Source organism: Paraburkholderia sp. WS6 (assembly GCF_030464835.1).
Lineage (GTDB): Bacteria > Pseudomonadota > Gammaproteobacteria > Burkholderiales > Burkholderiaceae > Paraburkholderia > Paraburkholderia madseniana.
Map to the genome: position 1 here is coordinate 115,597 of NZ_JALQCK010000009.1, position 25,044 is coordinate 140,640.

Below are 25,044 nucleotides of genomic sequence, written 5' to 3' on the forward strand. Positions count from 1 at the left end.
CATGCAAGCGTTTAACGCTCGGCGTACACTCGCTCGAAGCCCGCACCACGGGTCGCACGGGGCTGCAGAGCCGCCCGTCGTCAAACACGGGTTATTGGAGACTCAGGAGAACAATCAATGAGCTGGACACGGGAACAGAGAAACGTCACGATCGCCGCCTATCTGGGCTGGACTCTCGACGCATTCGATTTCTTTCTAATGGTGTTCGTATTGAAAGATATCGCGGCGGAATTCAATACAAACATCCCGACGGTTGCCTTCGGCATTATGCTGACCCTGATAATGCGTCCAGTCGGCGCATTGATTTTCGGCTGGCTCGCTGACAAGTACGGTCGCCGTCCGACGCTGATGGTCAACATCGCGTGCTTCTCGCTGCTGGAATTGCTGTCCGGCTTTTCGCCTAACCTGACCACCCTGCTCGTGCTGCGCGCCCTGTTCGGTATCGCGATGGGCGGCGAATGGGGCGTGGGCGGCGCACTGACGATGGAAACCGTGCCGCCCAAGTCGCGCGGCATCGTCTCGGGCCTCCTGCAGGCCGGCTATCCGAGCGGCTACCTGCTCGCCTCCGTCGTGTTCGGCGTCTTCTATCAATACATCGGCTGGCGCGGCATGTTCTTCGTCGGCGTGCTGCCGGCGTTGCTCGTGCTGTACGTGCGAGCACACGTGCCGGAGTCGCCGGCCTTCAAGACGCTCGAGAAGAAAGTGCGCCCGGGTCTCGTCGCCACGTTGAAGCAGAACATCGGCCTGTCGCTCTACTCGATCGTGCTGATGACCGCGTTCAACTTCTTCTCGCACGGTTCGCAGGATCTGTATCCGACCTTCCTGCGCGTGCAGCATGGATTCGACGCGCATACGGTGTCGTGGATCACGATCACGCTGAACATCGGCGCGATTTGCGGCGGCCTGTTCTTCGGCTGGTTCTCGGAGAAGATCGGCCGCAAGCGCGCGATCTTCATCGCCGCCTTGATCGCGTTGCCGGTGTTGCCGCTGTGGGCTTTCTCCACCACGCCTGTGCTGCTCGCGGCCGGTGCCTTCCTGATGCAGATCTCCGTACAAGGCGCATGGGGCGTAATTCCGGTGCACCTGAACGAAATCTCGCCCGATGAAATTCGCGCGACGTTCCCGGGCCTCGTGTACCAGCTCGGCAATCTGATCGCGTCGGTGAACGGCCCGCTGCAGGCGAGCGCTGCCGAAGCACACGGCAACAACTACGCACTGGTCATGGCCGTCGTGATCGGTATCGTGGTGGTGGTGATCGCCGCGCTGATTCCGTTCAGCCGCGAACGCCGCGGCATCGACATGACACAATCGGCGAAAGAGGTCGCGGCAAGCACCTAAGGAAGCCGCCTCGCGGCACAGCTTCAAGCGTTCGAACTAAACAGCTATTTCGCCGGCGCGTTATCGGGCACAATAGCTACAAAGGCGGCTCGAACCGCCACAATGCAGCGCAAGCAGCAATGCAGGCGCCGGGCAAACGCAAAGCAGGAACGCGCGAACCCGGCGTCAGAAAACAAACGCAAGGCCAAACACAGGTAGCAAGCAATACGAGGCCGTTCCGATTTCTATCGGAACGGCCTTTTTTATTTCCGCGCGGCTTGACGCGCCCGCGCGCATTGGAAAAACGGACCTTCGTCAGGTCTTCTAGAGGAGTTAGTCCACACCGAGCCCTTGATCGCAGTCCCGATCCTTCTTTATCCTGAAAAAAACGGCTGTTTCAAATAGTCATTTGAATCGCTTGTTTGCGGGCCGGATGCCCGGCAACTGGGAGACGCAAAATGGCAGTTCGCACAACAGGCCGGCATGCCGGCGACACGAAGTCCCGCATCCTCGACGCCGCCGAAACACTGTTCATCGAATGCGGCTATGAAGCCATGTCCCTGCGCCAGATTACTTCGCGGGCCGAAGTGAATCTCGCGGCAGTCAACTACCACTTCGGCAGCAAGGAATCGCTGATTCACTCGATGCTGTCGCGCCGGCTCGACCGGCTCAACCAGGAGCGGCTCAAGCTGCTCGACCGCTTCGACGAAATGCTAGGCGCGCGTCTGACCTGCGAGCACGTGCTCGGCGCCATGTTCATTCCGGCGCTGCGGCTGTCGCGCGATCCGCGCATCGGCGGCAAGGCGTTTTTGCGCCTGCTGGGGCGTGCCTATACCGATCCGTCGTCGTTCATTCGCGACTTTCTGAATGCGCATTACGAGTCCGTTGCGATTCGCTTTTTCGATGCGTTCCAGCGTGCGCTGCCGCATCTGCCGCGTGAAGAACTCGGCTGGCGTCTGCACTTCGCGATCGGCGCGCTATCCGGGGTGCTGGCCGGCACCGATACGGACAGCCTGATCTCGGAGTTCTCGCAGGGCAAGTCGATGAACGACCTGCAACTGATCGCGCGTCTTGCCTCGCTGATGGTGGCCGCGCTGAAAGCGCCCTTGCCCGACGGCTCGCAACTGGCCACGTTTGCCGCCGTGCTGGGCGACGCCACCGAAGGCGGCGCCGAAGGCCAGATGGAATGCGCGAACCCGGCGGCGGGTACACAGCAGGCCTCAGGCGGATTTGAATCGTCGGGACCCGCAGTCTCGGACGGCGAACAACGCGGCGGCAGCATGGAGGCGAGTCCGTTTCAGCCCGCGTTGCACGGCACGGCTTGATCGGAACTGAAGCTGATGCGGGCGGTGCTGCGATGGGCCGTCCGCGTGTAAAAACATGAATGAATACCGCATATCCGAGCAGCACGTCTAAGTCCCGCACCTAAACAACGTCACGCTGTCGAATTGAAAAAACGACACGAAGAACGCAGCAGGGGCGCAACGCAAAAGCGCCCCGGGCGCGCGACGCAGCAGTAACACCGCCAGTCAGAAGACCAACAGAACGCGAGCCGTCCGCGACCCGTGGATGCGTTCGCACGCACCATCGAAACAGGAGGAAACGTTATGTCGTGGTTCACCCTGGTACTCGTCATTGCCGCTCTCGCGCTCGTCTACGTTCAGGCGCGCGCCTCATGGTGGCTTGCTTTCATGATCGTCTGGGTGGCGGCCGCGCATATCAGCGGAGCGGCGGGGCCAGTGGCGACAACGTTGCTCGCGATCGTCTTCGTCTTCCCTGCCCTCGTCCTCACGATCAAACCGCTGCGCCGTACGTGGCTCACGAAACAGGTGCTCGACATTTTCCGCAAAATCCTGCCGGAGATGTCGCCGACCGAGCGCGACGCCATCGAAGCCGGCACCGTCTGGTGGGACGCCCAACTGTTCTCCGGACGCCCACATTGGGACACGCTGCTCGGCTACGGCCCGGCTACGCTCACCGCCGAGGAACAAGCGTTTCTCGATGTCGAATGCGAGCATCTGTGCGATCTCGCGAACGACTGGGAAACCACCATGGTGTGGCAGGACCTGTCGCCGAAAACCTGGCAGTACGTCAAGGAGCGCGGCTTTCTCGGCATGATCATTCCGAAGCAGTACGGCGGCAAGCAGTTCTCCGCTTACGCGCATTCGCAGGTCATCATGAAGCTCTCCACGCGCTGCTCGGCCGCCGCCGTTTCGGTGATGGTGCCGAACTCGCTCGGCCCGGCCGAGCTGCTGATGCACTACGGCACCGAAGAGCAGAAGAACCACTATCTGCCCCGCCTCGCCCGCGGCGACGATATCCCCTGCTTCGCGTTGACGAGCCCTTACGCGGGTTCCGATGCGGCGGCGATTCCCGATGTCGGTATCGTCTGCAAGGGCACGTTTGAAGGTCGCGAAACGCTGGGATTTCGCGTCACGTGGGACAAGCGTTACATCACACTGGGACCGATTGCGACCGTGCTAGGTCTCGCTTTCCGCGCGCTCGATCCGGACCATCTGCTTGGCTCGGACGAAGAGCCCGGCATTACCTGCGCGCTGATTCCGACCGACCATCCGGGCGTCAACATCGGCCGCCGTCACTGGCCGCTAAACGCGGTGTTCCAGAACGGTCCGAACTCGGGCAAGGACGTCTTCATTCCGCTCGACTGGGTGATCGGCGGCCGCGCGCAAGTCGGCAACGGCTGGCGCATGCTGATGGAGTGTCTCGCCGCGGGCCGCGCGATTTCGCTGCCGTCGTCGAATGTGGGGATGGCGAAGATCGCCGTGCGCGGCACCGGTGCCTATGCCGCGATACGCCGCCAGTTCCGCACGCCCGTCGGCAAGTTCGAGGGCGTGCAGGAAGCGCTCGGCCGCATGGGCGGCAATCTCTACGTGATGGACGCCGCGCGCCGCCTGTCCGCGCAGGCGGTGGACCTCGGCGAAAAACCCTCGGTGATTTCGGCGATCGCGAAGTACCACATCACCGAACGCGCCCGCATGGTCATCAACGACGGCATGGACGTCGCCGCCGGCAAGGGCATCTGCATGGGGCCGTCGAACTTCCTCGCGCGCGCCTATCAGCAGGTGCCGATCGCGATCACCGTGGAAGGCGCGAACATTCTCACGCGTTGCCTGATCATCTTCGGCCAGGGAGCGATTCGCTGTCATCCGTATGTGCTGAAGGAAATGGAGGCCACGCGCGAAACGGATCGCAGCAAGGCGCTGCGCGATTTCGATGCGGCCTTCTTCGGTCACGTCAGCTTCACGCTCTCCAATGTGGTGCGCAGTTTCGTTTATGGCGTCACGGGCGGCGCGTTCATCACCAAACCGCGCACGGCGTACGCCCCGCTGCTGTCGTACTACCGCGCGGCCACTCGCATCTCGACGGCTTTCGCGTTGCTCGCCGACGTCTCCATGTTCGTCCTCGGCGGCGATCTGAAGCGGCGTGAGCGCATCTCCGGGCGCCTCGGCGATGTGCTCTCGCAGCTCTACCTGATCTCCGCGACGCTCAAACGTTTCGAAGACGAAGGCCGTCAGGAAGAAGACCTGCCACTGGTGCGCTGGGGCGTCGAAGATTCGCTGTACAAAGCGCAGCACGCGCTCGACGGTGTGCTCGCGAATTACCCGAACCGCCTCGCCGCGGGTCTCGTGCGCGTGCTGGCATTCCCATTCGGCCTGCCGTATCGCGAGCCGTCCGATCGCCTCGGCACGGAGATCGCGGAGCTGATGCAAACGCCGGGCGCGGCACGCAACCGCCTCGTGTCCGACTCGTACGTGCCGCATCCGGATGTCGACGCGCTCGGCTACGGCGAGCTGGTGTTCGAGTTGAACCCGCGCTTCACGCAGATCGACCAGAAACTGCGCGACGCAGTCAAACAAGGCCTGCTCGAACCGATGCCGCAGAGCCTGCCGCAACTGGCCGCGTGGACCGAGACGGCGCAACAGAAAGGCCTGATCGACGCCGACGATCGCCGCGTGCTCGAGGACTATGCGCGGTATGGCGCGCAAGTCGTGAAGGTCGACGACTTCCCGCCCGACTTCGACATGCTCGCCAATCTGCAAAAGCGCAAGGACGCGCTCGAAAAAGCGCTGGAGTTCGCGGCCTGAGCGCCTTGAAAAAAACATCCAGGCGGGGCTCACCCAGATGCCCCAAACTGGGTGCACACTGACACACGTTTGAAGTCCCCGATGGGACTTCCTTCGGAGCGTGGCCAGCGGAGCAATCAATAATATGAAAGACTCTTACCTGAACTTCGTCAACTCGCCATTCGGCGCGCGCCTCGCGCGCTCGTTAGGCTTACCGAAGCCCGAGGTGCTGCACCGTTATCGCGCGGACCGGCCTGAGTTCGACGGACTGATCGCGATCGGGGCGGGCCGCGAACCGCGTCTGCTCGATGCGCTCGCGAATCTCGTGACGAGCATCGGCATGACCAGCGTGGCCCATGAAAGCGCGGCGCTATGGGTGCCGCTCGCGAATCGCCATGGTTTGATGACGGGCCGTTTCGAACCGGCGGAGTCCGGTTCGCACGGCAAGCTCGCCGCCCTGCTGTTCGATGCGAGCGGTATCGAAGACAGCAGCCAGCTCGAACCGCTGCACAGCTTTTTCCACGATACGCTGCGCTCGCTCGGCAAGTGCGGCCGCATCATCGTACTGGGGCGGCCGCCGGAAGCCTGCGCGAGCCCGCGCCAATGGACCGCGCAGCGCGCGCTCGAGGGCCTCACGCGTTCGCTCGGCAAGGAAGCACGGCGCGGCATTACCGCGAATCACATCTACGTGGAGCAAGGCGCCGAGCACGGCATCGAGGCGACGTTGCGATTCTTTCTATCGCCGCGCTCCGCGTATGTGTCGGGCCAGGTGGTGCGCATCGGCGTACACGCCGGTGCCGATGCCCTCCCGGCATTCGACTGGATTCAACCGCTCGCAGGCCGGCGTGCCGTGGTCACCGGCGCCGCGCGTGGCATCGGTGCATCGATTGCGAGCGTGCTCGCCGCGGAAGGCGCGCACGTGATCGGCATCGACATTCCCACGGCGCGCGAGGCGCTCGACTCGACCATGCGCCAGTTGAACGGCACCGCCCTCGCCTTCGACATCGCCGCGCCCGAAGCGCCCGCGCAGATCGCCGCAGCGCTCGACGAACAGGGCGTGAACATCGTCGTGCACAACGCGGGCATCACGAAAGACAAAACCATCGCAAAGATGACCGACGCCGCGTGGCAAAGCGTGATCGACATCAACCTGTCCGCGCAGGAACGGATCGACGACGCCCTGCTCGCGGCGGGCATTCTGCGCGACGGTGGCCGCATCATCGGCGTGTCGTCGATCAGCGGCATTGCCGGCAATCTCGGCCAGACCAATTACGCCACATCGAAAGCCGGTGTGATCGGCCGGGTGCAAAGCATGGCGCCGCATCTGCGCGCGCGCGGCATCACGATCAACGCGGTGGCGCCCGGCTTTATCGAAACGCAGATGACCGCGAAGATTCCGTTGACCATCCGCGAGGCCGGCCGCCGGATGAACTCGATGAGCCAGGGTGGCCAGCCGGTGGATGTCGCGCAGGCCATAGCGTGGCTCGCGCATCCGGGATCGGCGGGCGTGAGCGGCCAGATCGTGCGCGTGTGCGGACAAAGCCTGATTGGAGCGTGAGCATGAGTGAGCCGGGTAATCCGTTCACGAGTGGCCACGCAGCGAGCGCGGCCCGTCCGAAGACCGTCTTCATCGAGCAGTTGCCTGCGCCGGCGAAACTGTATGGGCGCGCGTTGTCCGGCATCGTCAAACGCGGGCGCGACACACACCTGCCGGCGTTGCGCCTCGTGCGCCCGGCAGTCGCCCTCGACCCGGGGCCGATCTGGCGTTATTCGCGGGTCTGCGGCTTCATCCCCGAGCACGGCGTGCCGCTCACGTATCCGCATCTGCTGGCCTTCCCGCTGCATCTGCTGATGCTCACCGACCCGGCGTTTCCCTGGCCCGCGCTCGGCCTCGTGCATCTGGCGAACCACGTGCGGCTGCGCCGGCCGCTCAATTACAAGGACATGTTGCGCGTCGAGGTGGAATTCGGCGCGCTGCTGCGTCACGACAAGGGCCAGGCGTTCGTGCTGCATACCCGCATGTACCGCCGCGGCGAAGCGGTTTGGGACGGCGACAGCGTCTATCTGAAACGCGGTGTGCCGGCGAGCGGCAGTCCGCTCGATCCGTTGGAACTCGGGCACGACGCGCTGGAACGCATCTCGCGCTGGCAATTGCCGCCGCAACTGGGCCGCGACTATGCGCGCGTATCCGGCGACTACAACCCGATCCACCTGAGCGCGCTGTCCGCGAAGGCATTCGGCTTTCCGCGTGCGATTGCACATGGCATGTGGACGCTGGCGCGCGCCGCCGCCGCGCTGCAACCGCCGAAACCGCTCGCCGAGGCTACGTTGAGTGCCGAATTCAAATTGCCGATGCTACTTCCGGGCGAGGCGTCGCTGTGGAGCGCATCGCCCTCGCTGATCGAGCGCGACATCGAGGTGCGCGACATTACCGGAGAAAAACCGCATTTGCGTGGCCGTATGCAGTGGAAGCTGCTTTGAGGCACGCACAGGTACGCGCATGTTTTCGTCACAGTACAGGACTCACCATTCGTATCATTCGCACCGTTCAATAACCAGGGAACGACCCAAAGGAGCCAAGCATGTCCAACCCGCTGCCCGCCGTGCGCCGCGTCGCCATCATCGGCGGCAACCGGATTCCGTTTGCCCGCTCGAACACCGCTTACGCGACCGCGTCGAACCAGGACATGCTGACCTTCACGCTGCAAGGCCTGATCGACCGCTACAACCTGCACGGCGAACGTCTTGGCGAAGTGGCGGCCGGCGCCGTCATCAAGCATTCGCGCGACTTCAACCTGACGCGTGAATCCGTGCTGTCCACCACGCTCGCCAAGGAAACGCCCGCCTACGACGTGCAGCAGGCCTGCGGCACCGGGCTGGAGGCGGCCATTCTCGTCGCCAACAAGATCGCTCTCGGGCAGATCGAAGTGGGCATCGCGGGCGGCGTCGATACGACCTCCGATGCACCGATCGGCGTCAACGAGCGCATGCGCAAGATCCTGCTCGAAGCGAATCGCGGCAAGAGCACCGGCCAACGTGTCGGTGCGCTCGCCAAACTGCGGCCGGGCATGTTTTTCAAGCCGCTTTTGCCGCGCAACGGCGAGCCGCGCACCGGGCTTTCGATGGGCGAGCATTGCGAGCTGATGGCCAAGCGCTGGAACATCTCGCGCGAAGCGCAGGACGTGCTCGCTTACGACAGCCATCGCAAGCTCACCGAGGCGTATGCGCGCGGCTTCGTCAACGATCTGATGACACCGTATCGTGGCCTTGCGCGCGACAACAATCTGCGTTCCGACCTGACGCTCGAAAAACTCTCCGGTCTGAAGCCGGTATTCGATCGCGACGCGGGTACGCTGACCGCAGGCAATTCGACGCCACTGACTGACGGCGCGTCCGCCGTGCTGCTCGCAAGCGAGGAATGGGCAGCCAAACATGGCCTGCCAGTGCTGGCGTATCTGAGCTGGTCCGAAACCGCCGCCGTCGACTTTTTTGACAAGAAGGAGGGCCTGCTGATGGCGCCCGCCTACGCCGTGCCGCGCATGCTCGCGCGTGCCGGGCTCACCTTGCAGGACTTCGATCTATACGAAATTCACGAAGCCTTCGCGGCGCAAGTGTTGTGCACGCTCGCGGCGTGGCAGGATGACGAGTATTGCCGCACGCAGCTCGGGTTGCCTGGGCCGCTCGGTGCGATCGATCGGGCAAAATTGAACGTGAATGGCAGCTCGCTCGCCACCGGCCATCCGTTTGCCGCCACGGGCGGCCGTATCGTCGCCGGACTCGCGAAGATGCTCGCGCAACTCGACAAGCCGGCCGGCACCGCGCGCGGACTGATCTCGATCTGCGCGGCGGGCGGCCAGGGTGTGGTGGCAATTCTGGAACGCTAAGCGTCGCGCTTGCCTCAGCGCGTGTTTCAATGAATGCCTTGTTTCGAAGGCTGCAGCAATGACCGCTTTGATTGCCGCCTTGATGACTTCAATGACTGGCTGCAAGACCAGCATACAAACCGATGAAGCGACTGCTTCAGGAGACGACCGATGACCCAGCCCACGCAAGTCCCGCTCTCACCCGCCGCCGGATCCACACCGCTTGCAAATGCAGCGGACCCGGTGCCCAGTCAGGCGGCGAATCGCGCGCCCAACACCGACGGCATCTGGTACGCGTCGTATCCGGCAGACGTTCCGCATGAGATCGACGTCAACCAGTACGAATCGGTCGTGCAGTTCTTCGACGAATGCATCGCGCGGTTTCGCGAGCGCGTCGCGTATGTGAGCGTCGGCGCGAACATGACGTATGGCGAGCTCGGCCGCAAGGCCGCCGCGTTCGCCGCGTATCTGCAAAGCATCGGCGTGAAGCCCGGCGAGCGCGTCGCGATCATGCTGCCGAATACGTTCCAGTATCCGGTGTCGCTGTTCGGCGTGCTCAAGGCGGGCGGCGTGGTGGTCAACGTGAATCCGCTCTACACGGTGCGCGAGCTCGCGCATCAGTTGAAGGACAGTGGCGCGCAAACCATCATCGTGTTCGAGAACTTTGCGAAGACCGTCGAAGACGCACTGCCCGGCACCAAAATACAGAACGTCATCGTGACGGGTCTCGGCGATCTGCTCGCCGACGGCCTGAATCTGAAGGGACGTCTGCTCAATTTCATGCTGCGCCATGTGAAGAAGATGGTGCCGGAATACAAGCTGCCGAAAGCGGTGCCGCTGCTCGACGCGCTTTCGATCGGTTACACGCGGCCGCTGACGCCCGTGCGTCCCACGCACAACGACATCGCGTTCCTGCAATACACCGGCGGCACCACGGGCGTGGCCAAAGGCGCGATGCTTACGCACAGGAACATTATCGCCAACCTGCTGCAGGCGAAGGTCTGGTCCGAGGGGCAGTTGAGCGGCGACATCGAAACGGTGCTCACGCCATTGCCGCTCTATCACATCTATTCGTTGACCGTGAACGCGCTGATCTTCATGGGCCTCGGCGGACGCAACATCCTGATTGCCAATCCGCGCGACATGAAGCGCGTGATGATGATCATCCGTCACGAGAAATTTACCGGCATCACCGCGGTGAATACGCTCTACAACGCGTTCCTCGACAACGAAGAATTCTGCAAGCGCGACTTCTCGAACCTGAAACTCGCGATGGCCGGCGGCATGGCCACGCAGAAATCGGTCGCCGATCGCTTCAAGGCGGTCACCGGCAAGCCGATCATCGAAGGCTATGGGCTGACCGAGTGCTCGCCGATCGTGTCGATGAATCCAGTGGACCTGACCAATCTTCGCGACTTCGAAGGCTCGATCGGTTTGCCCGCGCCGTCCACGCAAGTACGTTTCAGGAAAGACGACGGTGCGTGGGCAAACATCGGTGAGGCCGGCGAACTGTGCGTGAAGGGTCCGCAGGTGATGAAAGGCTACTGGAATCGTCCGGAAGAAACCGCCAAAGCAATCGACGATGACGGCTGGCTCGCCACCGGCGACATCGGCGTGATGGATTCGCGCGGCTTCATCCGCCTGATCGACCGGAAGAAAGACATGATCCTGGTGTCGGGCTTCAACGTCTATCCGAACGAAATCGAAGACGTGATCGCGATGCTTCCGGATGTGCGCGAAGTCGCCGCAATCGGCGTGCCCGATGCGGCGCAGGGCGAGCGCGTGAAGGTGTTCATCGTCAAGCGCAATCCGTCGCTGACCTCGGAACAGGTGATCGCCCACTGCCGCAAGAACCTCACGGGGTACAAGGTGCCGAAGCTCGTCGAGTTCCGCGACGAGCTGCCGCAAACCAACGTCGGCAAGATTCTGCGCCGCGCGCTGCGCGACGAGGAACTCGCGAAGCAAAAACCTGCCTGACAGGCAAGGCGCCTGGCACCACGCCTTGCGCCATCCTTTCGGAGAGATTCATGAAGCACAGCAAGTCCGCACGCTCACGCCGCTCGAGTAGCTTGAGCCGCTCGCGTAGTTCGAGCCGCTCGCCGGCCTTCATGCGCCTCGCCCGTTTTTCGTCGGAGACCGCCACGTTGGGCGCGTCTCTCGCCGCTTCATTGCGTGCGGTTTCGTCACGGGGACTTCTGATCGGCGCGCTGGTGGCCAGCGTCGCCGCGCTGGCACCGCCAGCGGCGTTCGCGCAGAACGACGACACGCCGCCCGCGCTCGACACCAACAGCGGCGTCAAGGCGCCCGCCACGCCGTCCTCGCAGGTCGGCAAGCTCACGCTCGACCAGCAGGTCAAGTGGCTGCGCGCCGCGCAACAGAGCGGCGCCATGGAGAAGCTCGACGACGCGCAACTGGTCGCGCTGTTCCAGTCGCTCGATCCGCTTGCGTTACCGCGCTACATCAAGGAAGGGCCGAACGGTTTTCCGTCATACGAGTTCACCATGTCGCGCTCGGAACGCATTCACGGCCAGTGGCCCGACAAGCCCGATCACATGCTGGTTCGCATCGCCCACGATCCGCTGCGAATCTACGCAAAGTGGCTGCCTGACGGTGCGCACGCCGGGCAGGAAATCATCTACGACGAGTCCAAACGCACCGACGAAATGTATGGCCACCTTGGCGGCATCATGAATGTGATGCCGCTGTGGACCGCGTTGAACGGCGCCCTCGCCCGTGCGCAATCGAACCACCAGGTGCGCGATCTCGGCACCGAGTACATTGCCGGTCAGTACCTCTCTGAATGCAAAAAATACATTGAGGCTGGCATACCGCGCTCGAATCAGGTGGAAGTGAAAACGATCGACGGCGTGCGCGTGGTCGCCTTCACCTTCGAAACACCGAACGGCCCGCCGCAGTTCTATGCGAAGAAAGAAACGCTCGGGCTGGATCTGCGGCATCCGTATTTCCGCACTGTCGAGTCTTATGACAACGACGGCAAGATCTTCGAGAAGATCGTCTTCGAAAGCATCACGCCGAAAACGCTCGACGACTCCACCTTCGATCCGAAGAACAAAGCTTATAAGTTCTAGGGTTCTAGCGGATAAGACGCGGCGTCAACGCGAAAGCGACATGCGCGACGGGCCCCTCGCCCTGCTCGTGGCTGTGCTCGACCAGGTGGCCTACGCGGGTGGCGAGTTCCCTGAGCACGAAGTAATCGGATGCGCGTGTGAGGCCGATCAGCGACGCCGGTGTTTGCGTGGGTGTCTGCCTGAAACGCGGCGCAAGTGTCGTGTACCAGAGGGCGCCGATGTCGTCACCAGCTTCGAATACGGGCAGCTTCATGCGTGCGACGTAGTCGGCGAATGCGGGGCCGCCCGCGAGGGTGGAATCGATCACGGCGAGCGTGTCGCGGCGAGCGGCTGCATCGGCGAGCCACGGCCATGCGCCCCCTGCCGCGGTCGAGAGCCATGCGCCGGTCATCATGAAAGCGCGTCGGTCCATTGCCTGTTCACCTCGCTCACTGACTCACTAACTCACTCACGCGCCTCACGTATAACCCCGCCGGTCGCGCCACGCTGCCGGCCAGATCCCCTGCTTGCCCGGCGCAAGAATGCCGTTCGGGTCGAGTGCGTCCTTGATCGTTTCCGAAAGCCGCAGCAACGCGCCGTCGTTGAAACTGTACTGCGCCGCCGCGAAATCCATATACGCGAGATGCGCGCGATATTCGCCGTAACCCGCCGCGCGCGCATCGCTCATCAGCGAACGCAATAAAGCGCCCGCCTGCTCGAGCTGATTCGGGTCGTCGCGGTCGAAGATCGCCGCGAAGATGTGATGCAGATGGCGCGCGCCTGCCGTAAAACCGCCGTAGTAATCGAAGCCGTATTCCGCCGCGCGCGCCTTGACCATCGTATATTGACGCAGCGCGTCGCGGCCGGTCGCTGGGCACACCGGCGCGAAGTCCACATGCGCGCCCGCGCCGCCGCGCCAGTCGAGCATGCGAAACGCGCTCATCGCCGGGATGCCGGCCAGGTTGCGATCGCCGCCCGCGGTGGGTTGCGCATCGCCCGTATAACGAACCGCCGAAAGTTTCGCCTGTGGCACGCGGGAGAACGCGCGCTGCACGATCGCATAACGCGCGTCGATCAATTCAGGCGTCCCGTACAGCGCGAAATGAAGATTCCAGCGGCCCACGTTCAGCTTGTCGAGCATGGCCGCCACCGCGCTTTCAGGCATCGCGCCTTTGCCTTCGTACCACTGCTGACGGGCCGACAGTCCCGCGGCCCGGCGCAAACCGCCTTCGATCACCGCATTGTTGCGGATCGTTTCATCGAGCCGCAATGGCCGCAAAATATCGACGATCGTTTCGAGATCCTCTTCGTGCCGGAACTGGATTTCGCCGAGCAGATACGCGGGCGGCGCGGGCATCAGCCAGACACCGAGCTTGGTGACGATGCCATAGTTCGACTGCATGAACATCGCATCGAACGAAGGCCCATAGCCCGGTTGATACAGTTGCCACGCGGTGCCGATTTCGATTCCGCCCATCCCGGTTCGCAACACGTCGCCGTTGGCGAGCACCACTTCCATGCCGCACTGCGTCGCCGCGTGATCGCCGTACGCGGTATAGCCGAAGCCGCGCTCGAGCGTATTGCCGACCACGCTGCCCCAACCCGCCGCGGGCGGATCGACCCAGAGCTTGTAGCCTTTTTCGCGCAAATGCGCGTAGAGATCGAAGTAGCTGACGCCCGGTTCGACCAACGCGTAGGCGAGCGTCTCGTTCACTTCGATGATGCGATTCATCCGCTGCAGATCGAGCACGACTGAACCCGCCAGCCGCGGCGCGGCGCCACCGTACGCGAAGTTGCGTCCGGTCGAGACCGTCCACAACGGAATACGAAATTGATTGGCAATCCGCAACACCGCGCGAATCTCGTCGACCGACGCGGGCAGCAGCGCGGCCGACGCGGAGAACGCTTCGCGCTCACCGGGCGCGAACGGATCGAGGTAGGAGGCGAGCCCGGCGGCCGAGGTCACCACGTGCGACTCGCCGACGATCGCGCGCCAGCCGGCGAGCGCGCGATCGAACCCGGCGGCGGAAACTTTTGGCGGCAAGCTACGCGTCAAGGCATCTCCTTTGCGGCGATACGTGTGTGCGGCGGCAAGCTAGCGGTGCATCCCACCGCCACCACCGCCGTGCGACATGCCGTGCGACATGCCGCCCCACATGTGCGTCGACCCGCCGCCGTGCCAGCCGCCGCGCCCACCCATTCCATACGATCCGTGCCCATAACGCACATGATCCATGTGATGAAAATGATGAAAGCGGTCGACGAAAATGACCGACACGCCAGCGAATGCCACCGGCGGCCCCCAGTACCATGGATCGTAGTAATACACCGGCGCCGGCGCCATGGCCTGCGCGGCGGCATCGTCTTCGACGATCTGCCAACTGCCGTCGGGCTGCAGGCACGCGCGACCGCTGACCTGCTGCATGACGCCGTCGATTTCCGCCTGACCCACCACGAAGCGGCAGGTCGACGCGTCCGTCGGCGGCGCATTCGCATCCGATTGCGCTTCGACCGGCGCCGCGTAAACGGCGCACAGGCACAGACACGCTACGCCGAAACGCAGCCCCGTGCCGAACTGATGAAAAGTAAGCATGATTTCGCTGCCTCGACGTGCCGGCGTTGCGACTCGCAAAAAGCGTGTCGACACCGTAAAGACCCCGTCGGTTTGCCTCGCACGAGACCATGCCGTCCCAACGCGCTTGCAAGGCGGGACAGCATGATCCTGCAGCGAGTAAACGTGGCGCCCCGCGACGCTATTCCGACGGCACGCGCGCGCGCACGGCGGTTTCTGTTACCACGTGTTGCAACGGAATCCGACGATCAGCGTTTTGCCTGGTCCGGGTGCTCGCCGCGCTTGCAGCGCTACTGCCAGGCCTCCGGCTTGCCGCCCAGCGCGCTGCACACTTCGATAGCAATCGAGCGCAGCTTGTCTTCCGAAATCGGCCCGGATAACGCGTAGCCCATGCGGTCGCTGACCCAGTAGAAGGTTCGGCGGTTACCGTCGCGGAACAGGCGGAATGCGGTTTCGTCGCGAGCGATTCCGGTGATGTACAGCGTGAGGCGCGCGCCGCTGGTATTTTCGTACATGAACTGCGCGGCCGGCCCTGCTTCGCCCGGCAACAGACGCCCCCCCACCAGCGAGTAACCGTATTCCTGCAATGACGGCACCGACAGCGGCCGGTTCAGGCGTTTGGACAGCCAGTTGATCAGATGCTCTTCCTCGTTCGCGGCGACTTCGACGGGATGACGCCGCTCGGGCGTGTACACCGCATAGGCGATATCGGCGCGCTCGGCAAAGCTCGGCGGCTGGCCGCCCAGCCCGTTCCACGCGCCGCCAGTCAGACGCGGGGCGAGCGGCCCCAAGGCGAGCGCGAGACCCGCGCCGGCCGCGAGCCAGCACGCCGCGAGGCCGACGCGTTGCCACCACGGCGTCGGCCGCCGCACCACGATGAAGGCCAGTTCGTCGTCCGCGTCGCTCTGTCCGACGCTCTCGCTGCGTTCGCTGCGCTGCGGCGCGCCGCACAGCGCCTGCAGCGCCGCTTTCTGCGCGCGCCACGCCGCCACTCTCGCGGCAGCCTGCGGCTGCTGCGCCAGTTGCGCCTCGATCGCGGCGCGCTCCGCAGGCGGCAATTCGCCGTCGACAAACGCCGACAGGGCTCGCAGATCGGGCCCCTCAGGCAAGCTGGAATCGTGCTCGTTATTCATCACGGATTTCTCACTACTTTCAACGGCGGGACTTTGCGCGCCAACCCCACAGCGTCCCCTTCAAGCGGCCCCTCCGTCATCAGCACGCGCATGTGTTCCCGCGCGCGCGACAGCCGCGACATCACCGTGCCGATCGGCACGCCGAGCGCTTTCGACGCTTCCTGATAAGACAGTTCCTCCACGCAAACGAGCAGCAGCACTTCCCGCTGCTCGACCGGCAGGCAATACAGCGCCCGCTGCAGATCACGCAACACCAGACCGTCAACCTCTCCATGCGGCGCTTCGAGATTGCGCCACGGCGCGCTTTCATCGTCGACGGCAATCTCGCGGCGGCCGCGCAACTGATCGATGTAAAGATGCCGCAGGATCGTCAGGAGCCACGCACGCAGGTTGCTGTTCGGACGGAACGCCGACCAGCGCGCGAGCGCGCGCTCCGCCGTATCCTGCACGAGGTCGTCGGCCCAGGCGCGGTCGCCCGTCAGTGCGCGCGCGTAGCGGCGCAACTGCGGGAGCCACGAAATCACTTCAGCTTCGAAACTCACCCGGCGTGGCAACGATCAGTAGCCGCCGCCGCTGCTACTGTTACCGCTGGCGCCCGAAGCGCCGCTGTCGGTGGTGCAGCCGCTCGTTGCGAGCGAGCCCAGCGCGAGCGCCAGCAGCACGAAGGTGGCGGAAAGAATGCGGGATACTTTCATGGTGAGTCTCCTGATGAGCGCCCGGCCGGCGCCTGCGAGCCGGGGATCCGATCGGCCACGTGCGAAATGCAACGCTGCCATGTCTGAATTAACGTGAGCGGGCTGTGATTTATTCCACGTACGGCAGCGACACGCACCATCTTTTTCCGCCACCCCGATCTGGCGTGCTCGAACGTGGCCGAAGAAAGCGCTATTCGTCGGCAGATTCGTAACTCAACGTTACAGCTAATAGTTATCAGATGCTTATGTCCGCGCAAGCCGTTATAGTGGACGCAGTTCGCCCGCCGACGCGTTCTGCCCCCACACAGGGTAGAATCGCGGCGAACAACCGTCTTCCTAACCTGAATTGTCCATGGCTTCCGCAGAATCGCATCCGCAAAACGACTTCATGAACGCTGCGCGCAAAGAACGAAAGCGCGTCGAGATCTATCTTGTCAACGGCATTCGCCTGACAGGGTGCATCGAGTCGTTCGATCAGTATCTGGTGATGCTGCGCACGCCTGTCGGCCTGCAAGGCATTTACAAGCGCGCGATCTCGACGATCCAGCTCGACACCGGCACGCGTCCGGCGCCTCGCGCCGGGGGGCGGCCTTCGCACGGCGAGCACACCACGCGTGGCCCGCACGGCTCGCGTGAACCGCGCGATCACCGTGAACCGCGTGAACCGCGCGAGTCGTATGGCGCGCCGTCTTCGGATCGCCCTGCGCCCGATCGTAGCAGCAGCACGTCCGACGGTCCGGTGGTCGTGACACGCCGCCGGCGTCTGTTCGGCACGGGCGGCGGCGACGGTGGCAACCATGGCGGCGGCAATCATGGTGGTAATGGTGGCACCGGCGGTGGCACCAGCGGTGGCAACGAATAAAACGCCGCCTTGGCGGCCGGCTACTCCGACGGATAGCCGAGCCGCTGCAAGATTTTCTCCAGCCGCATCACCTGCAAATCCGTCAGCTCGAATCCGCATTTGACCGCCAGCACGCGGCGGCGCCAGTAGACGGCGTCCAGCATGCGCAGCGCCGGTTGCCGTGTCGCCCAATCCAGATGCTCCAGTTCGGCTTCCACCACGTGTGATGCGTTGAAGCGCTGCGCGCGCGCCGGGTTTTTTCGGTCCATGTCGTTCGCTGCCTTGTTGTTCGCTGCTTCTGGTTGCTCCCCTCCCGAGCTTGGACGTTGCCCGTTCACGATATGCCGTGTTTTTTTGCCGGGCTGTGTGGCCGGCGGATGCTTTTTGTTGTCAGGCGACACTCGGAGAACGACTTGATGCGGGTTGGTTTTAAGTTTTGTTTTTTGCTTGTTGTTTTCTGATTTCAGTTTTTTTGGGGTTTGAAGGAAATGCTTATGGTGTGGGGGATTGGGTTGTTCGGCTGATGCTCTGCCTGGGGTTGCTTTGCGCTATGCTGAGTTGTCGAGTCTCTTCCAGTGGAGCACGTCATGACCAAGCAGAAGCAACACGCAACTCATCACAAGGAAGCGGTGCAGCCGCCCGCTGAGTCAGCCGATAGCCGTCTCGATGAGGCTCTTGAAGAAAGCTTTCCTGCTAGTGATCCGATTGCAGTCGATATGAGTGAGCCGCGGCACTCGGCTGTGGATGAAGTGCCTTCGGCGGGGAAGAAACGGCATTAGATTGGGGGCTTTTTTCCTCGCAGGGCGCGCGTTTTGGTGGGGCGCCTGGGGTGGTGCCTTTCCTTGATTTGCTAGTGGTCTATTAGCGTTGCCCCTGTGCGGGGCGGCACTTACTTTCTTTGCCGCCGCAAAGAAAGTAAGCAAAGAAAGCGGCTCAAACCGCTAATGCTAAGCGGGAACCGTGGCCTGCAAGTGGTAGTGGCTCCGTGGAATCCGGGCTCGTGCACCTTCCAGCGCTTGTGACAAAGGTGTCATCAGCTCCCACTCCGCACTACGTGCGTCGCGGACGGGTCTGCATGGGAAACCAGGGGGCGTGCGAGTGCCTGTTCGTGCGGCAGGGATGCTTCAGAAAAGAGCTTTCTACTGCGGGGATGGGTGACTTGCGTTACTAAACGGCTTGTACGTCAGGCTTGTACGCTGGGCCTGTGTGTCTGGTTCGTACGTCTGATGGGTGGGCGGCGCTTTCAAAGCCGCCTTGCCCGCCCATCTTCCGATATTCCGGCCGTCGCGTTCAGTGCGACGGCAGGCCGGTTTCCAGTTGGCGCTGCAGTTCGCGGACCTGGCGTTGTGCGGCGCGCAGTTGGTCTTGTGCGGCAGCCTTCTGCTGCGCCAGCGCCGTTGCTTCGGCGCGGGTCTGCTGCTGCTGGTTCGCAACAATCGTCTGCTGCTGATGCGCAACGTCGAGGTCGGCCTGCAAGCGGTTGGCCCGGTCCTGCGACAACGCGATCATCCGCTCCGTGAACGCCTTCTGCGCTTCCAACTGCGTGCGGCGAATCTCGACGTCCGACAGTTGCAGCGTCTGACGCATAAAATCCTTGTAGATCATGTCGGCACGCGTGGCGTCCTGCGTCTTGATGACGCGCCAGAAGTTCTTCTGCTGGAACAACGCCACGTAGTACGTCATCTCCTTGCCATAAAACAGCAAGCTCGCTCCATAGCTGCCGTTGTACGTCGTGCGCAATTCGCTCAGATCCGAACCCCGGATCATCTGCTGCAATTCCGCTACATTGCCCGCTGCAGACTGCTTGGCTTCGTCCGGCGTCAAGGCGCTCGTCTGCGCCTGAGTGGGCGGCAACGCCATCGTCGTGCCCGGCTGGGAAACGACGCCAGCGCTCGATCCGCTATCCGGCAGAGCCTGCGCATTCACGCCCTGCACGGCCCCCATCGCGATGATTGCAGCCAGGGCAATCTGCCGTAGTTTCGACTTTCGGTCCATGTAAATCCTGCTTGAACAGTTTTTGTTTTAGTACAACCGTCTCATTATTACTCACTTTCGCGTGTTTCGGGCTCTTCGTCAAAAATTTGGTATTTGCGCATCTTCTCCCACAAAACCTTGCGGCTGATCCCCAGATATAGGGCCGTGTCCTGCCGGCGCCAACCGTTTGCGTCGAGCGCGGCCAGCACGCGGTTGCGCTCGGCCATGTCCCATTTGCTGCGGTCCACCAGCACCTCGGCGGCGCTCTCGGCCGGCACCGGCTGGCTGGTGCGCGCCAGCGCGAGCAGCCGTTGCAGGCGCGCCGCGTCCCACGCGCCGATCTGGCGTACCGTCACGCCGATCCGTTCGGCCAGGTTGCGCAGTTCGCGCACATTGCCGGGGAAGTAGGTGTCGGCCACCGCGTCGGCGAGCCAGTATGGCAGGTCGGGCAAAGCGGAGAGACGCTCGCTGCCGACGATCTGCGCGATGAACGCCTTGAAGATCGCAATCTTGTCGACCGCGCCCCGCTCTTCGAGGGACGGAATCTTCAACTCGATCACTGCAAGCCGATAGTAAAGATCGGCGCGGAAGGTGCCGTCCTTGACCAGTTGCGGCAGATGCTTGTTGGTCGCCGCCACCAGCCGGAAATCGAGCTTCACTGGCGTGGCCGAACCGATTCGCGTGACCGCGCTGTCTTCGAGCACGCGCAGCAGCTTGACCTGCTGGTAGAGCGGCAGATCGCCGATTTCGTCGAGGAACAGCGTGCCGCCGTCGGACTGCTCGAAGTAGCCCTTGTGCGCGACCACCGCGCCCGTGAACGAGCCTTTCGAGTGGCCGAAGAACAGCGATTCGAACAGACCATCCGGAATCGCGCCGCAGTTCACCGCGACGAACGGCCCCTGGCCGTAGCGGGTATGTTTTTCGTGCAGCAGTTGCGCGATGCGCTCCTTGCCGACGCCGGTTTCGCCGTGCACCAGCACGCTCGTGTCGCAGTCGGCAAACGTGTCGACTTCGTGCAGCAGCGCCTGCATGCACTCCGAGTTGGCGATCATCGCATCCGACTCGTGCGTCTTGGCGCTGTGCGCGCGCAATTGCAGCACCAGCTTCATGACCATGCCGCGCAATTCGGCGCAGGTGAAGTCGAGCGGCAGGATGTGCGAATAGTCGGACGGGTAAGTTGCCGGATCATGGTCGCGCGGCGCGGCGCCGACCCACACGACGGGAATGCCGTGCGCGGCCTGCCAGTCGCGCATGAGCAGCGCGCCGCTGTCGATCACCGACACGCTGATGATCGCGAGCGACGGCCGCAGCGCTGTCCGTTCAGGCGAGATCGCGATATCGTCCGCGCGGATCACTTCGACGTCGAAGCTCGCCATGCAGCGCGCGACCCGGTCGACGATGTCGGCCTTGCCTTCCCAGACGTAGATATCGAGTTCCTCGATTTTGGGGTTGGTTCTCATAAGCGCGAAATCAATTGACCAGTTGTGCCTGACCGCAGGCAAGCCCGAGATCGTGGACCGTCGCTACGCCGATCTGGACACCGAGGAGTTGTAAAAGAGGAACGAGAAGAAGGTCGAGCGAATTCAGTACTGGCGTCAACAATGCCGCCAACGCGCCGGTCAGTGACGAGGCCGCTCCGGTGATATCCAGGCCGAGCAGCGTCGTCACATGCATCGAACCAGCCAGTCCGCTCGCGAACTGGCTGACGAGACCGCCCACCGCGGAGCCCAGACCGTTGGTATTGGTGGTCTGATAATCGTCACTGTCCCCCGTCACGCCATTGAACTTGAAAACCGTCGGCGTGAGCGGCTGCAGGCTCACATTAAAACCGCTTGCCGGCGAATTGGTCCCAACCGAGACATTCAGGAGGCTAAGGGCGAGCACCGGCACACTGACCGAAGTCAATGTCGCAGGTTGGTTGCAGTGCGTGGGCAGCGTGGCGTTGGTCAGGTTGGCTGACGCATCGCCACCGATGCACAACGCCGCCACTCCGGGCGTCGTCGATATCCAGCTGTAGCTACTGGATTTTTGCGTCGAACACTGCGTGGTTTGCAAATTGGCGGTACCCGGCGCAACCTCGAGGTAGATCGGCAGATTCAACAAGCTGACATTGACCAGGGATGGAAATCCGGAACCCAAACTCAGATTGACGTTGACCAACTGGATGTTCAGGTACAGCTGTACCACTGAGGAATGGGCGCTCGTGCGGTAAGTGACGCCGTCAGGGTACGTTCCCGCCTCGCCGACCGCGATCACTGGCGGCTGAATGACTTTGGCCTGCGCGGTGACGCTCGCGACCGGACTGAGATTGAGCGCCGCACCAAGATCAATGGCTGACGACCCGTGCGCAATCTCGGCAGCCACCATCAGCACGTCGAGTGCGTTGACTGTGGCCGTCGCTGCCGCCTGCGGGTCGCCGAGACCAATGGCCAGCAACCCGTTCTGAGTAGAAGTATTGCCCAGGTTGATTGTCGTGCTACTGGTCGACGCGCTCGCGATAGTGCTCAACGCGTTAGTGACGCTGGCGCTGACGACATTGCCCTGGCTCAGCACAGTTGCCATTGCGTTCGCAAGTTGCGCAACAGTGACCTGCGCCTTGAGCAGGTCACTCATCGAACTCACGCCAAGCGCGGTCGCCAGATCCAGCAGCTTGATTTGGGCTGTCGCCAGGCCTTGGTACGACCCGATATCCAGATTGAGGTTGCTGTTGAGCAAACCATTCAGCAGGCCATTTATCAGTCCGCCCGACAGGCTGGCCACCGAAGTGCTAAGTGAAAACGAACGGATGTTTGTAGCCTGCGCCGTCGCGGTCGCAGTCAGTGTGCGCGTCTGCCCCACGAGAAACAAAAACGACACGGGCTGGTTGACCACTACCTGCAGAGCATTAAGCGGCGTATTGGCCGCGACAAAATACGATGGCGCCGCGTTCGCCGACGGATCCCATCGGCCGCAGGTTGACTGAATCCCGCCGCTGCTCGACAAACCATTTGCCGTTGCATTCAATTGCGCTGAGGTCATCGCCGCGGCACAGCTGCCCGCGCTACCGATCGTCTGCACGCCCGCCGCAGCGGCCAGATCTGCGATGCGTTGCAAGTCGCGACGCACATAGTAAAAGTGGCCGATATCGATCGCAGCCATCGCTATAACCGCGACACTCACCCATACCGCCGCCAGAATTGAAACCGCACCGCGCTGCGAGCGTGACGACATACCGGCTACGCGGCGCACGCGCAATATGCGCAAGCGCCGGACGTAGGGGAGAGAGGCGATCCGTGACAACATATCAATTCTGCGGCAGTTGCCCGCTCATGCCGCCGCCCTGCCCGCCTCCGCTGCCTTGATTGATCGCCGATCCGTACAGGTCGGGGATTTTCGATTTGAACGACTCCATGTAGCGCCGATAGGCCAGACCGGCCTCTTCGCCAAGCATCGGTTGCTCCGGAGCGGCCTGACTATTACTGCGTTGCAGATCGAGCCATGCCGTCGTCGCATGACCGACTTCACTGCGCGTGACCGGCGCCGATACGGTCTGAGCGTGCGCAATCTCCAGCGTGCCGACTGCCAGCGCCGCGATCAACACCCCGCACGCCAGCCTCTGCACTCCCCTAGTTTTTCCGAGGTATTTCATATGGTCTCTCCTACCCGTCGGCACGTTATTGTGCGAACCGCTGCAGCAAACGCGGCGCGGGTTCCATTGTTCCCTGCGTGCTGGCGACAGTCCCTGGCAGGACCCCTTGCGACCGCCCCGCGCCCTGTGCCTGTGTGCGCGCGGCGGCGACGACTTTGGCCGCTTCATTGCGGATGGCCGCACGCACGTCAAGCGAAAACTTCTGCTGATTCATCAGCGCTTGCGACCGCTCCGTCCCTCCGTCGACGAGCAGATACAGCGCAATATTGCTGGCGATCTTCGGATTGTTCTGGTCAAGCTCCGCGGCTTTCATCAGCGGCACCCGGGCACCACTGATGTCACCGGCACGCATGCGCGCGTAGCCGAGATCCGATAGCACTGAGGCGTCTGTCGGCGCCAGTTGCGCCGCCTGCTGCAACTCGTCTGCAGCACGATTGAAATCGCCTGATGCGCCTGCAATCAACCCCAAGCCACGATGTCCGCGCGACGCGAGCGGCGTTTGCAGCAATCGTTCGTACGCGACCGCACTCGCCGCGGGTTGATCAGTCATACGTAGGGCGTCAGCGCGCAGCAGAATCGTGTCTGGCGTCACCCCATACTGCTTTTCATAGGCATCGATATGCGCGAGCGAGGCGAAATACAGTCCTTGCGACTGCATGCGGTCGATCAGCCCGAGATACATACCCGGCGTGTCAGGCGCCGGATCACGGTTGGCCTGCTGGATCAAAGCCTGGCGCTCCGCCTGCGGGCCGACGCCATAGCCGAGATCTTTCGCGCAAGCGCCAAGCAACACGAGCACAATGCCGGAAGCGACGCACTGCGCCGCCCGTACCAAGCCATTCGACCTAACATTTAACGTCATTGCCATGTCCCTACCGATTCATCGCTTTCAGCGAATGTGACACTGACAGTACGCCGGGACCCGCTGTGACGATCATCAACGCCGGAAGCAAGGTCAAGATCATCACGCCGGTCATCTTCACCGTCATTCGTCCAATACGTTCGCGCAACATCGCGCGGCGCGTTTCGCGCAGGCGATCGCCAAACTGCTTGAGCGGTTCTTGCACCGCCCCACCGTGCCGATCGACCTGAATCAGCAAACGCACCACCGCCTGCATATCCTCATTTTCGTAACTTGAAGCAAGCCGATGCAACGACTGCTCCCGGGTTCGACCGGCAGCAAATTGCCGCTGCGCAATCTCCAACTCGCTGGAAAGTACGGGCAATATGCCGCGAAAATCGTTGACCATCACCTGGAGACTCTGATCCAGCGACAAGCCGACACCTTGGAGCAAGCGCAAGAGATCGACCAGCATCGGCAGTTCATCAACGACGCCCCGGCGTCGTGCCGCCGCGCGTCGGCTCAGCACGACCTTTGGAATCATGACGCCGCACGCCATCGCGACAACCACTAGTATCACGTAGCGCGGCCCGTCGATACGACCGCTAGCAATCGTACCGGCGAGCAGCGGCAGCACGATTGCACCCGCGGTCCGGGCAATCAGAAATAGCCCGCGAGTACGCGCATCGACAAAGCCGCATTGCTCCAGCAGGCGGCGGTCCTCCTCCGCTACGATATGTCGGCCAATTGGCGTATCGAGCCAGCGGACACCGGTATGCACAAAGCGCTCAAACACGCCCCCCATGCCACTCGCAGGCGCGCTCGCGCCCTGCTTGCCCTGAGCACTGTCGGTGCCGCGCGCCGCCGCTGCGACAGCGTTTTGCAACGCGCGCTCGTCGAGTGCCTGCTTGAGCGTGCGGTCGCTCCGTCGCGCGGCCGCGATCCGCACGATCATAAGTCCCGCGATCAGGAGCAAAGCCAGCGCCACGAGACCGAGCGCAAGCGCGATGAGGTAGTTCGGTTGCAT

23 protein-coding genes are annotated in these 25,044 nt (G+C 62.9%); 10 read left to right on the forward strand and 13 right to left on the reverse strand.

Annotated features, from left to right (window positions below; translation table 11 throughout):
- The first annotated feature begins 117 nt into the window (after window positions 1-117).
- The 8 genes from M0D64_RS13495 (at window position 118) to M0D64_RS13530 (ending at window position 12,354) form a co-directional block, all read left to right on the forward strand.
- Window positions 118-1,338, forward strand: a complete 1,221-nt coding sequence (locus M0D64_RS13495; RefSeq protein ID WP_154564871.1) for an MFS transporter — start codon at window positions 118-120, stop codon at window positions 1,336-1,338.
- Between the two features lie 437 nt (window positions 1,339-1,775).
- Entirely contained in the window at window positions 1,776-2,642 is an 867-nt protein-coding gene (locus tag M0D64_RS13500; RefSeq protein WP_154564873.1) for a TetR/AcrR family transcriptional regulator, read from the forward strand.
- A gap of 282 nt (window positions 2,643-2,924) precedes the next feature.
- Complete coding sequence (locus tag M0D64_RS13505; protein WP_266258044.1) at window positions 2,925-5,423, forward strand: acyl-CoA dehydrogenase; 2,499 nt, start codon at window positions 2,925-2,927, stop codon at window positions 5,421-5,423.
- Window positions 5,424-5,547: 124 nt separating this feature from the next.
- Window positions 5,548-6,960 (forward strand): 3-oxoacyl-ACP reductase, encoded by a 1,413-nt coding sequence (locus M0D64_RS13510; protein ID WP_266258045.1) that lies wholly within the window; start codon window positions 5,548-5,550, stop codon window positions 6,958-6,960.
- Window positions 6,961-6,962: 2 nt separating this feature from the next.
- Window positions 6,963-7,883, forward strand: a complete 921-nt coding sequence (locus M0D64_RS13515; RefSeq protein WP_266258046.1) for a MaoC/PaaZ C-terminal domain-containing protein — start codon at window positions 6,963-6,965, stop codon at window positions 7,881-7,883.
- A 101-nt stretch (window positions 7,884-7,984) separates the two neighbouring features.
- Entirely contained in the window at window positions 7,985-9,286 is a 1,302-nt protein-coding gene (locus M0D64_RS13520; RefSeq protein WP_154564881.1) for an acetyl-CoA C-acetyltransferase, read from the forward strand.
- A 150-nt stretch (window positions 9,287-9,436) separates the two neighbouring features.
- Entirely contained in the window at window positions 9,437-11,242 is a 1,806-nt protein-coding gene (locus tag M0D64_RS13525) for an AMP-binding protein (RefSeq protein ID WP_266258047.1), read from the forward strand.
- 50 nt (window positions 11,243-11,292) lie between these two features.
- Window positions 11,293-12,354 carry a DUF1571 domain-containing protein gene (locus tag M0D64_RS13530; protein ID WP_266258049.1) on the forward strand — a complete coding sequence of 354 codons (1,062 nt, stop codon included), beginning with the start codon at window positions 11,293-11,295 and terminating at the stop codon, window positions 12,352-12,354.
- 4 nt (window positions 12,355-12,358) lie between these two features.
- Here the strand turns inward: M0D64_RS13530 and M0D64_RS13535 are convergent, their stop codons facing one another.
- The 6 genes from M0D64_RS13535 to M0D64_RS13560 form a co-directional block, all read right to left on the reverse strand.
- Window positions 12,359-12,766, reverse strand: coding sequence for a hypothetical protein (locus M0D64_RS13535; protein WP_266258050.1), 408 nt, complete (start codon window positions 12,764-12,766; stop codon window positions 12,359-12,361).
- A gap of 45 nt (window positions 12,767-12,811) precedes the next feature.
- Window positions 12,812-14,389 carry an FAD-binding oxidoreductase gene (locus M0D64_RS13540; protein WP_266258051.1) on the reverse strand — a complete coding sequence of 526 codons (1,578 nt, stop codon included), beginning with the start codon at window positions 14,387-14,389 and terminating at the stop codon, window positions 12,812-12,814.
- Between the two features lie 39 nt (window positions 14,390-14,428).
- Window positions 14,429-14,926, reverse strand: a complete 498-nt coding sequence (locus M0D64_RS13545) for a hypothetical protein (protein ID WP_266258052.1) — start codon at window positions 14,924-14,926, stop codon at window positions 14,429-14,431.
- Window positions 14,927-15,195: 269 nt separating this feature from the next.
- On the reverse strand, window positions 15,196-16,038 hold the full coding sequence (locus tag M0D64_RS13550; RefSeq protein ID WP_266258053.1) for an anti-sigma factor: 843 nt from the start codon (window positions 16,036-16,038) through the stop codon (window positions 15,196-15,198).
- Complete coding sequence (locus M0D64_RS13555) at window positions 16,038-16,580, reverse strand: RNA polymerase sigma factor (RefSeq protein ID WP_266258054.1); 543 nt, start codon at window positions 16,578-16,580, stop codon at window positions 16,038-16,040. The genes M0D64_RS13550 and M0D64_RS13555 overlap by 1 nt, the downstream gene beginning before the upstream one ends.
- A gap of 15 nt (window positions 16,581-16,595) precedes the next feature.
- A complete protein-coding gene (locus tag M0D64_RS13560; RefSeq protein ID WP_166618265.1) occupies window positions 16,596-16,733 on the reverse strand; it encodes a hypothetical protein in 138 nt (45 codons plus the stop codon).
- A gap of 352 nt (window positions 16,734-17,085) precedes the next feature.
- Here M0D64_RS13560 and hfq point away from each other — a divergent pair, with 352 nt between their 5' ends.
- Entirely contained in the window at window positions 17,086-17,595 is a 510-nt protein-coding gene (gene hfq / locus M0D64_RS13565; protein WP_266258055.1) for an RNA chaperone Hfq, read from the forward strand.
- A gap of 20 nt (window positions 17,596-17,615) precedes the next feature.
- On the opposite strand, the gene M0D64_RS13570 is transcribed toward hfq, so the two are convergent.
- Window positions 17,616-17,843 (reverse strand): hypothetical protein, encoded by a 228-nt coding sequence (locus M0D64_RS13570; protein ID WP_154564897.1) that lies wholly within the window; start codon window positions 17,841-17,843, stop codon window positions 17,616-17,618.
- Window positions 17,844-18,161: 318 nt separating this feature from the next.
- On the opposite strand from M0D64_RS13570, the gene M0D64_RS13575 reads away from it, so the two are divergent.
- Complete coding sequence (locus M0D64_RS13575) at window positions 18,162-18,353, forward strand: hypothetical protein (RefSeq protein ID WP_154564899.1); 192 nt, start codon at window positions 18,162-18,164, stop codon at window positions 18,351-18,353.
- Window positions 18,354-18,864: 511 nt separating this feature from the next.
- Here the strand turns inward: M0D64_RS13575 and M0D64_RS13580 are convergent.
- From M0D64_RS13580 to M0D64_RS13605, 6 genes are read right to left on the reverse strand one after another with little or no spacing between them, the layout of a single operon-like run.
- Entirely contained in the window at window positions 18,865-19,569 is a 705-nt protein-coding gene (locus M0D64_RS13580) for a DUF2968 domain-containing protein (protein ID WP_266258056.1), read from the reverse strand.
- 47 nt (window positions 19,570-19,616) lie between these two features.
- On the reverse strand, window positions 19,617-21,008 hold the full coding sequence (locus tag M0D64_RS13585; RefSeq protein ID WP_093632485.1) for a sigma 54-interacting transcriptional regulator: 1,392 nt from the start codon (window positions 21,006-21,008) through the stop codon (window positions 19,617-19,619).
- Window positions 21,009-21,018: 10 nt separating this feature from the next.
- Window positions 21,019-22,830, reverse strand: coding sequence for a TadG family pilus assembly protein (locus tag M0D64_RS13590; protein ID WP_266258057.1), 1,812 nt, complete (start codon window positions 22,828-22,830; stop codon window positions 21,019-21,021).
- Window position 22,831: 1 nt separating this feature from the next.
- On the reverse strand, window positions 22,832-23,176 hold the full coding sequence (locus M0D64_RS13595; protein ID WP_266258058.1) for a DUF3613 domain-containing protein: 345 nt from the start codon (window positions 23,174-23,176) through the stop codon (window positions 22,832-22,834).
- Between the two features lie 25 nt (window positions 23,177-23,201).
- Window positions 23,202-24,038, reverse strand: coding sequence for a tetratricopeptide repeat protein (locus M0D64_RS13600; protein ID WP_266258059.1), 837 nt, complete (start codon window positions 24,036-24,038; stop codon window positions 23,202-23,204).
- Window positions 24,039-24,048: 10 nt separating this feature from the next.
- Window positions 24,049-25,044, reverse strand: a complete 996-nt coding sequence (locus M0D64_RS13605; RefSeq protein ID WP_266258152.1) for a type II secretion system F family protein — start codon at window positions 25,042-25,044, stop codon at window positions 24,049-24,051.

Coding starts and splice junctions, on each gene's coding strand:
- M0D64_RS13495 (WP_154564871.1), top strand. CDS start 118: ATGAGCTGGACACGGGAACAGAGAAACGTCACGATCGCCGCCTATCTG.
- M0D64_RS13500 (WP_154564873.1), top strand. CDS start 1,776: ATGGCAGTTCGCACAACAGGCCGGCATGCCGGCGACACGAAGTCCCGC.
- M0D64_RS13505 (WP_266258044.1), top strand. CDS start 2,925: ATGTCGTGGTTCACCCTGGTACTCGTCATTGCCGCTCTCGCGCTCGTC.
- M0D64_RS13510 (WP_266258045.1), top strand. CDS start 5,548: ATGAAAGACTCTTACCTGAACTTCGTCAACTCGCCATTCGGCGCGCGC.
- M0D64_RS13515 (WP_266258046.1), top strand. CDS start 6,963: ATGAGTGAGCCGGGTAATCCGTTCACGAGTGGCCACGCAGCGAGCGCG.
- M0D64_RS13520 (WP_154564881.1), top strand. CDS start 7,985: ATGTCCAACCCGCTGCCCGCCGTGCGCCGCGTCGCCATCATCGGCGGC.
- M0D64_RS13525 (WP_266258047.1), top strand. CDS start 9,437: ATGACCCAGCCCACGCAAGTCCCGCTCTCACCCGCCGCCGGATCCACA.
- M0D64_RS13530 (WP_266258049.1), top strand. CDS start 11,293: ATGAAGCACAGCAAGTCCGCACGCTCACGCCGCTCGAGTAGCTTGAGC.
- M0D64_RS13535 (WP_266258050.1), bottom strand. CDS start 12,766: ATGGACCGACGCGCTTTCATGATGACCGGCGCATGGCTCTCGACCGCG.
- M0D64_RS13545 (WP_266258052.1), bottom strand. CDS start 14,926: ATGCTTACTTTTCATCAGTTCGGCACGGGGCTGCGTTTCGGCGTAGCG.
- M0D64_RS13550 (WP_266258053.1), bottom strand. CDS start 16,038: ATGAATAACGAGCACGATTCCAGCTTGCCTGAGGGGCCCGATCTGCGA.
- M0D64_RS13560 (WP_166618265.1), bottom strand. CDS start 16,733: ATGAAAGTATCCCGCATTCTTTCCGCCACCTTCGTGCTGCTGGCGCTC.
- hfq (WP_266258055.1), top strand. CDS start 17,086: ATGGCTTCCGCAGAATCGCATCCGCAAAACGACTTCATGAACGCTGCG.
- M0D64_RS13570 (WP_154564897.1), bottom strand. CDS start 17,843: ATGGACCGAAAAAACCCGGCGCGCGCGCAGCGCTTCAACGCATCACAC.
- M0D64_RS13575 (WP_154564899.1), top strand. CDS start 18,162: ATGACCAAGCAGAAGCAACACGCAACTCATCACAAGGAAGCGGTGCAG.
- M0D64_RS13580 (WP_266258056.1), bottom strand. CDS start 19,569: ATGGACCGAAAGTCGAAACTACGGCAGATTGCCCTGGCTGCAATCATC.
- M0D64_RS13585 (WP_093632485.1), bottom strand. CDS start 21,008: ATGAGAACCAACCCCAAAATCGAGGAACTCGATATCTACGTCTGGGAA.
- M0D64_RS13590 (WP_266258057.1), bottom strand. CDS start 22,830: ATGTTGTCACGGATCGCCTCTCTCCCCTACGTCCGGCGCTTGCGCATA.
- M0D64_RS13595 (WP_266258058.1), bottom strand. CDS start 23,176: ATGAAATACCTCGGAAAAACTAGGGGAGTGCAGAGGCTGGCGTGCGGG.
- M0D64_RS13600 (WP_266258059.1), bottom strand. CDS start 24,038: ATGACGTTAAATGTTAGGTCGAATGGCTTGGTACGGGCGGCGCAGTGC.
- M0D64_RS13605 (WP_266258152.1), bottom strand. CDS start 25,044: ATGCAACCGAACTACCTCATCGCGCTTGCGCTCGGTCTCGTGGCGCTG.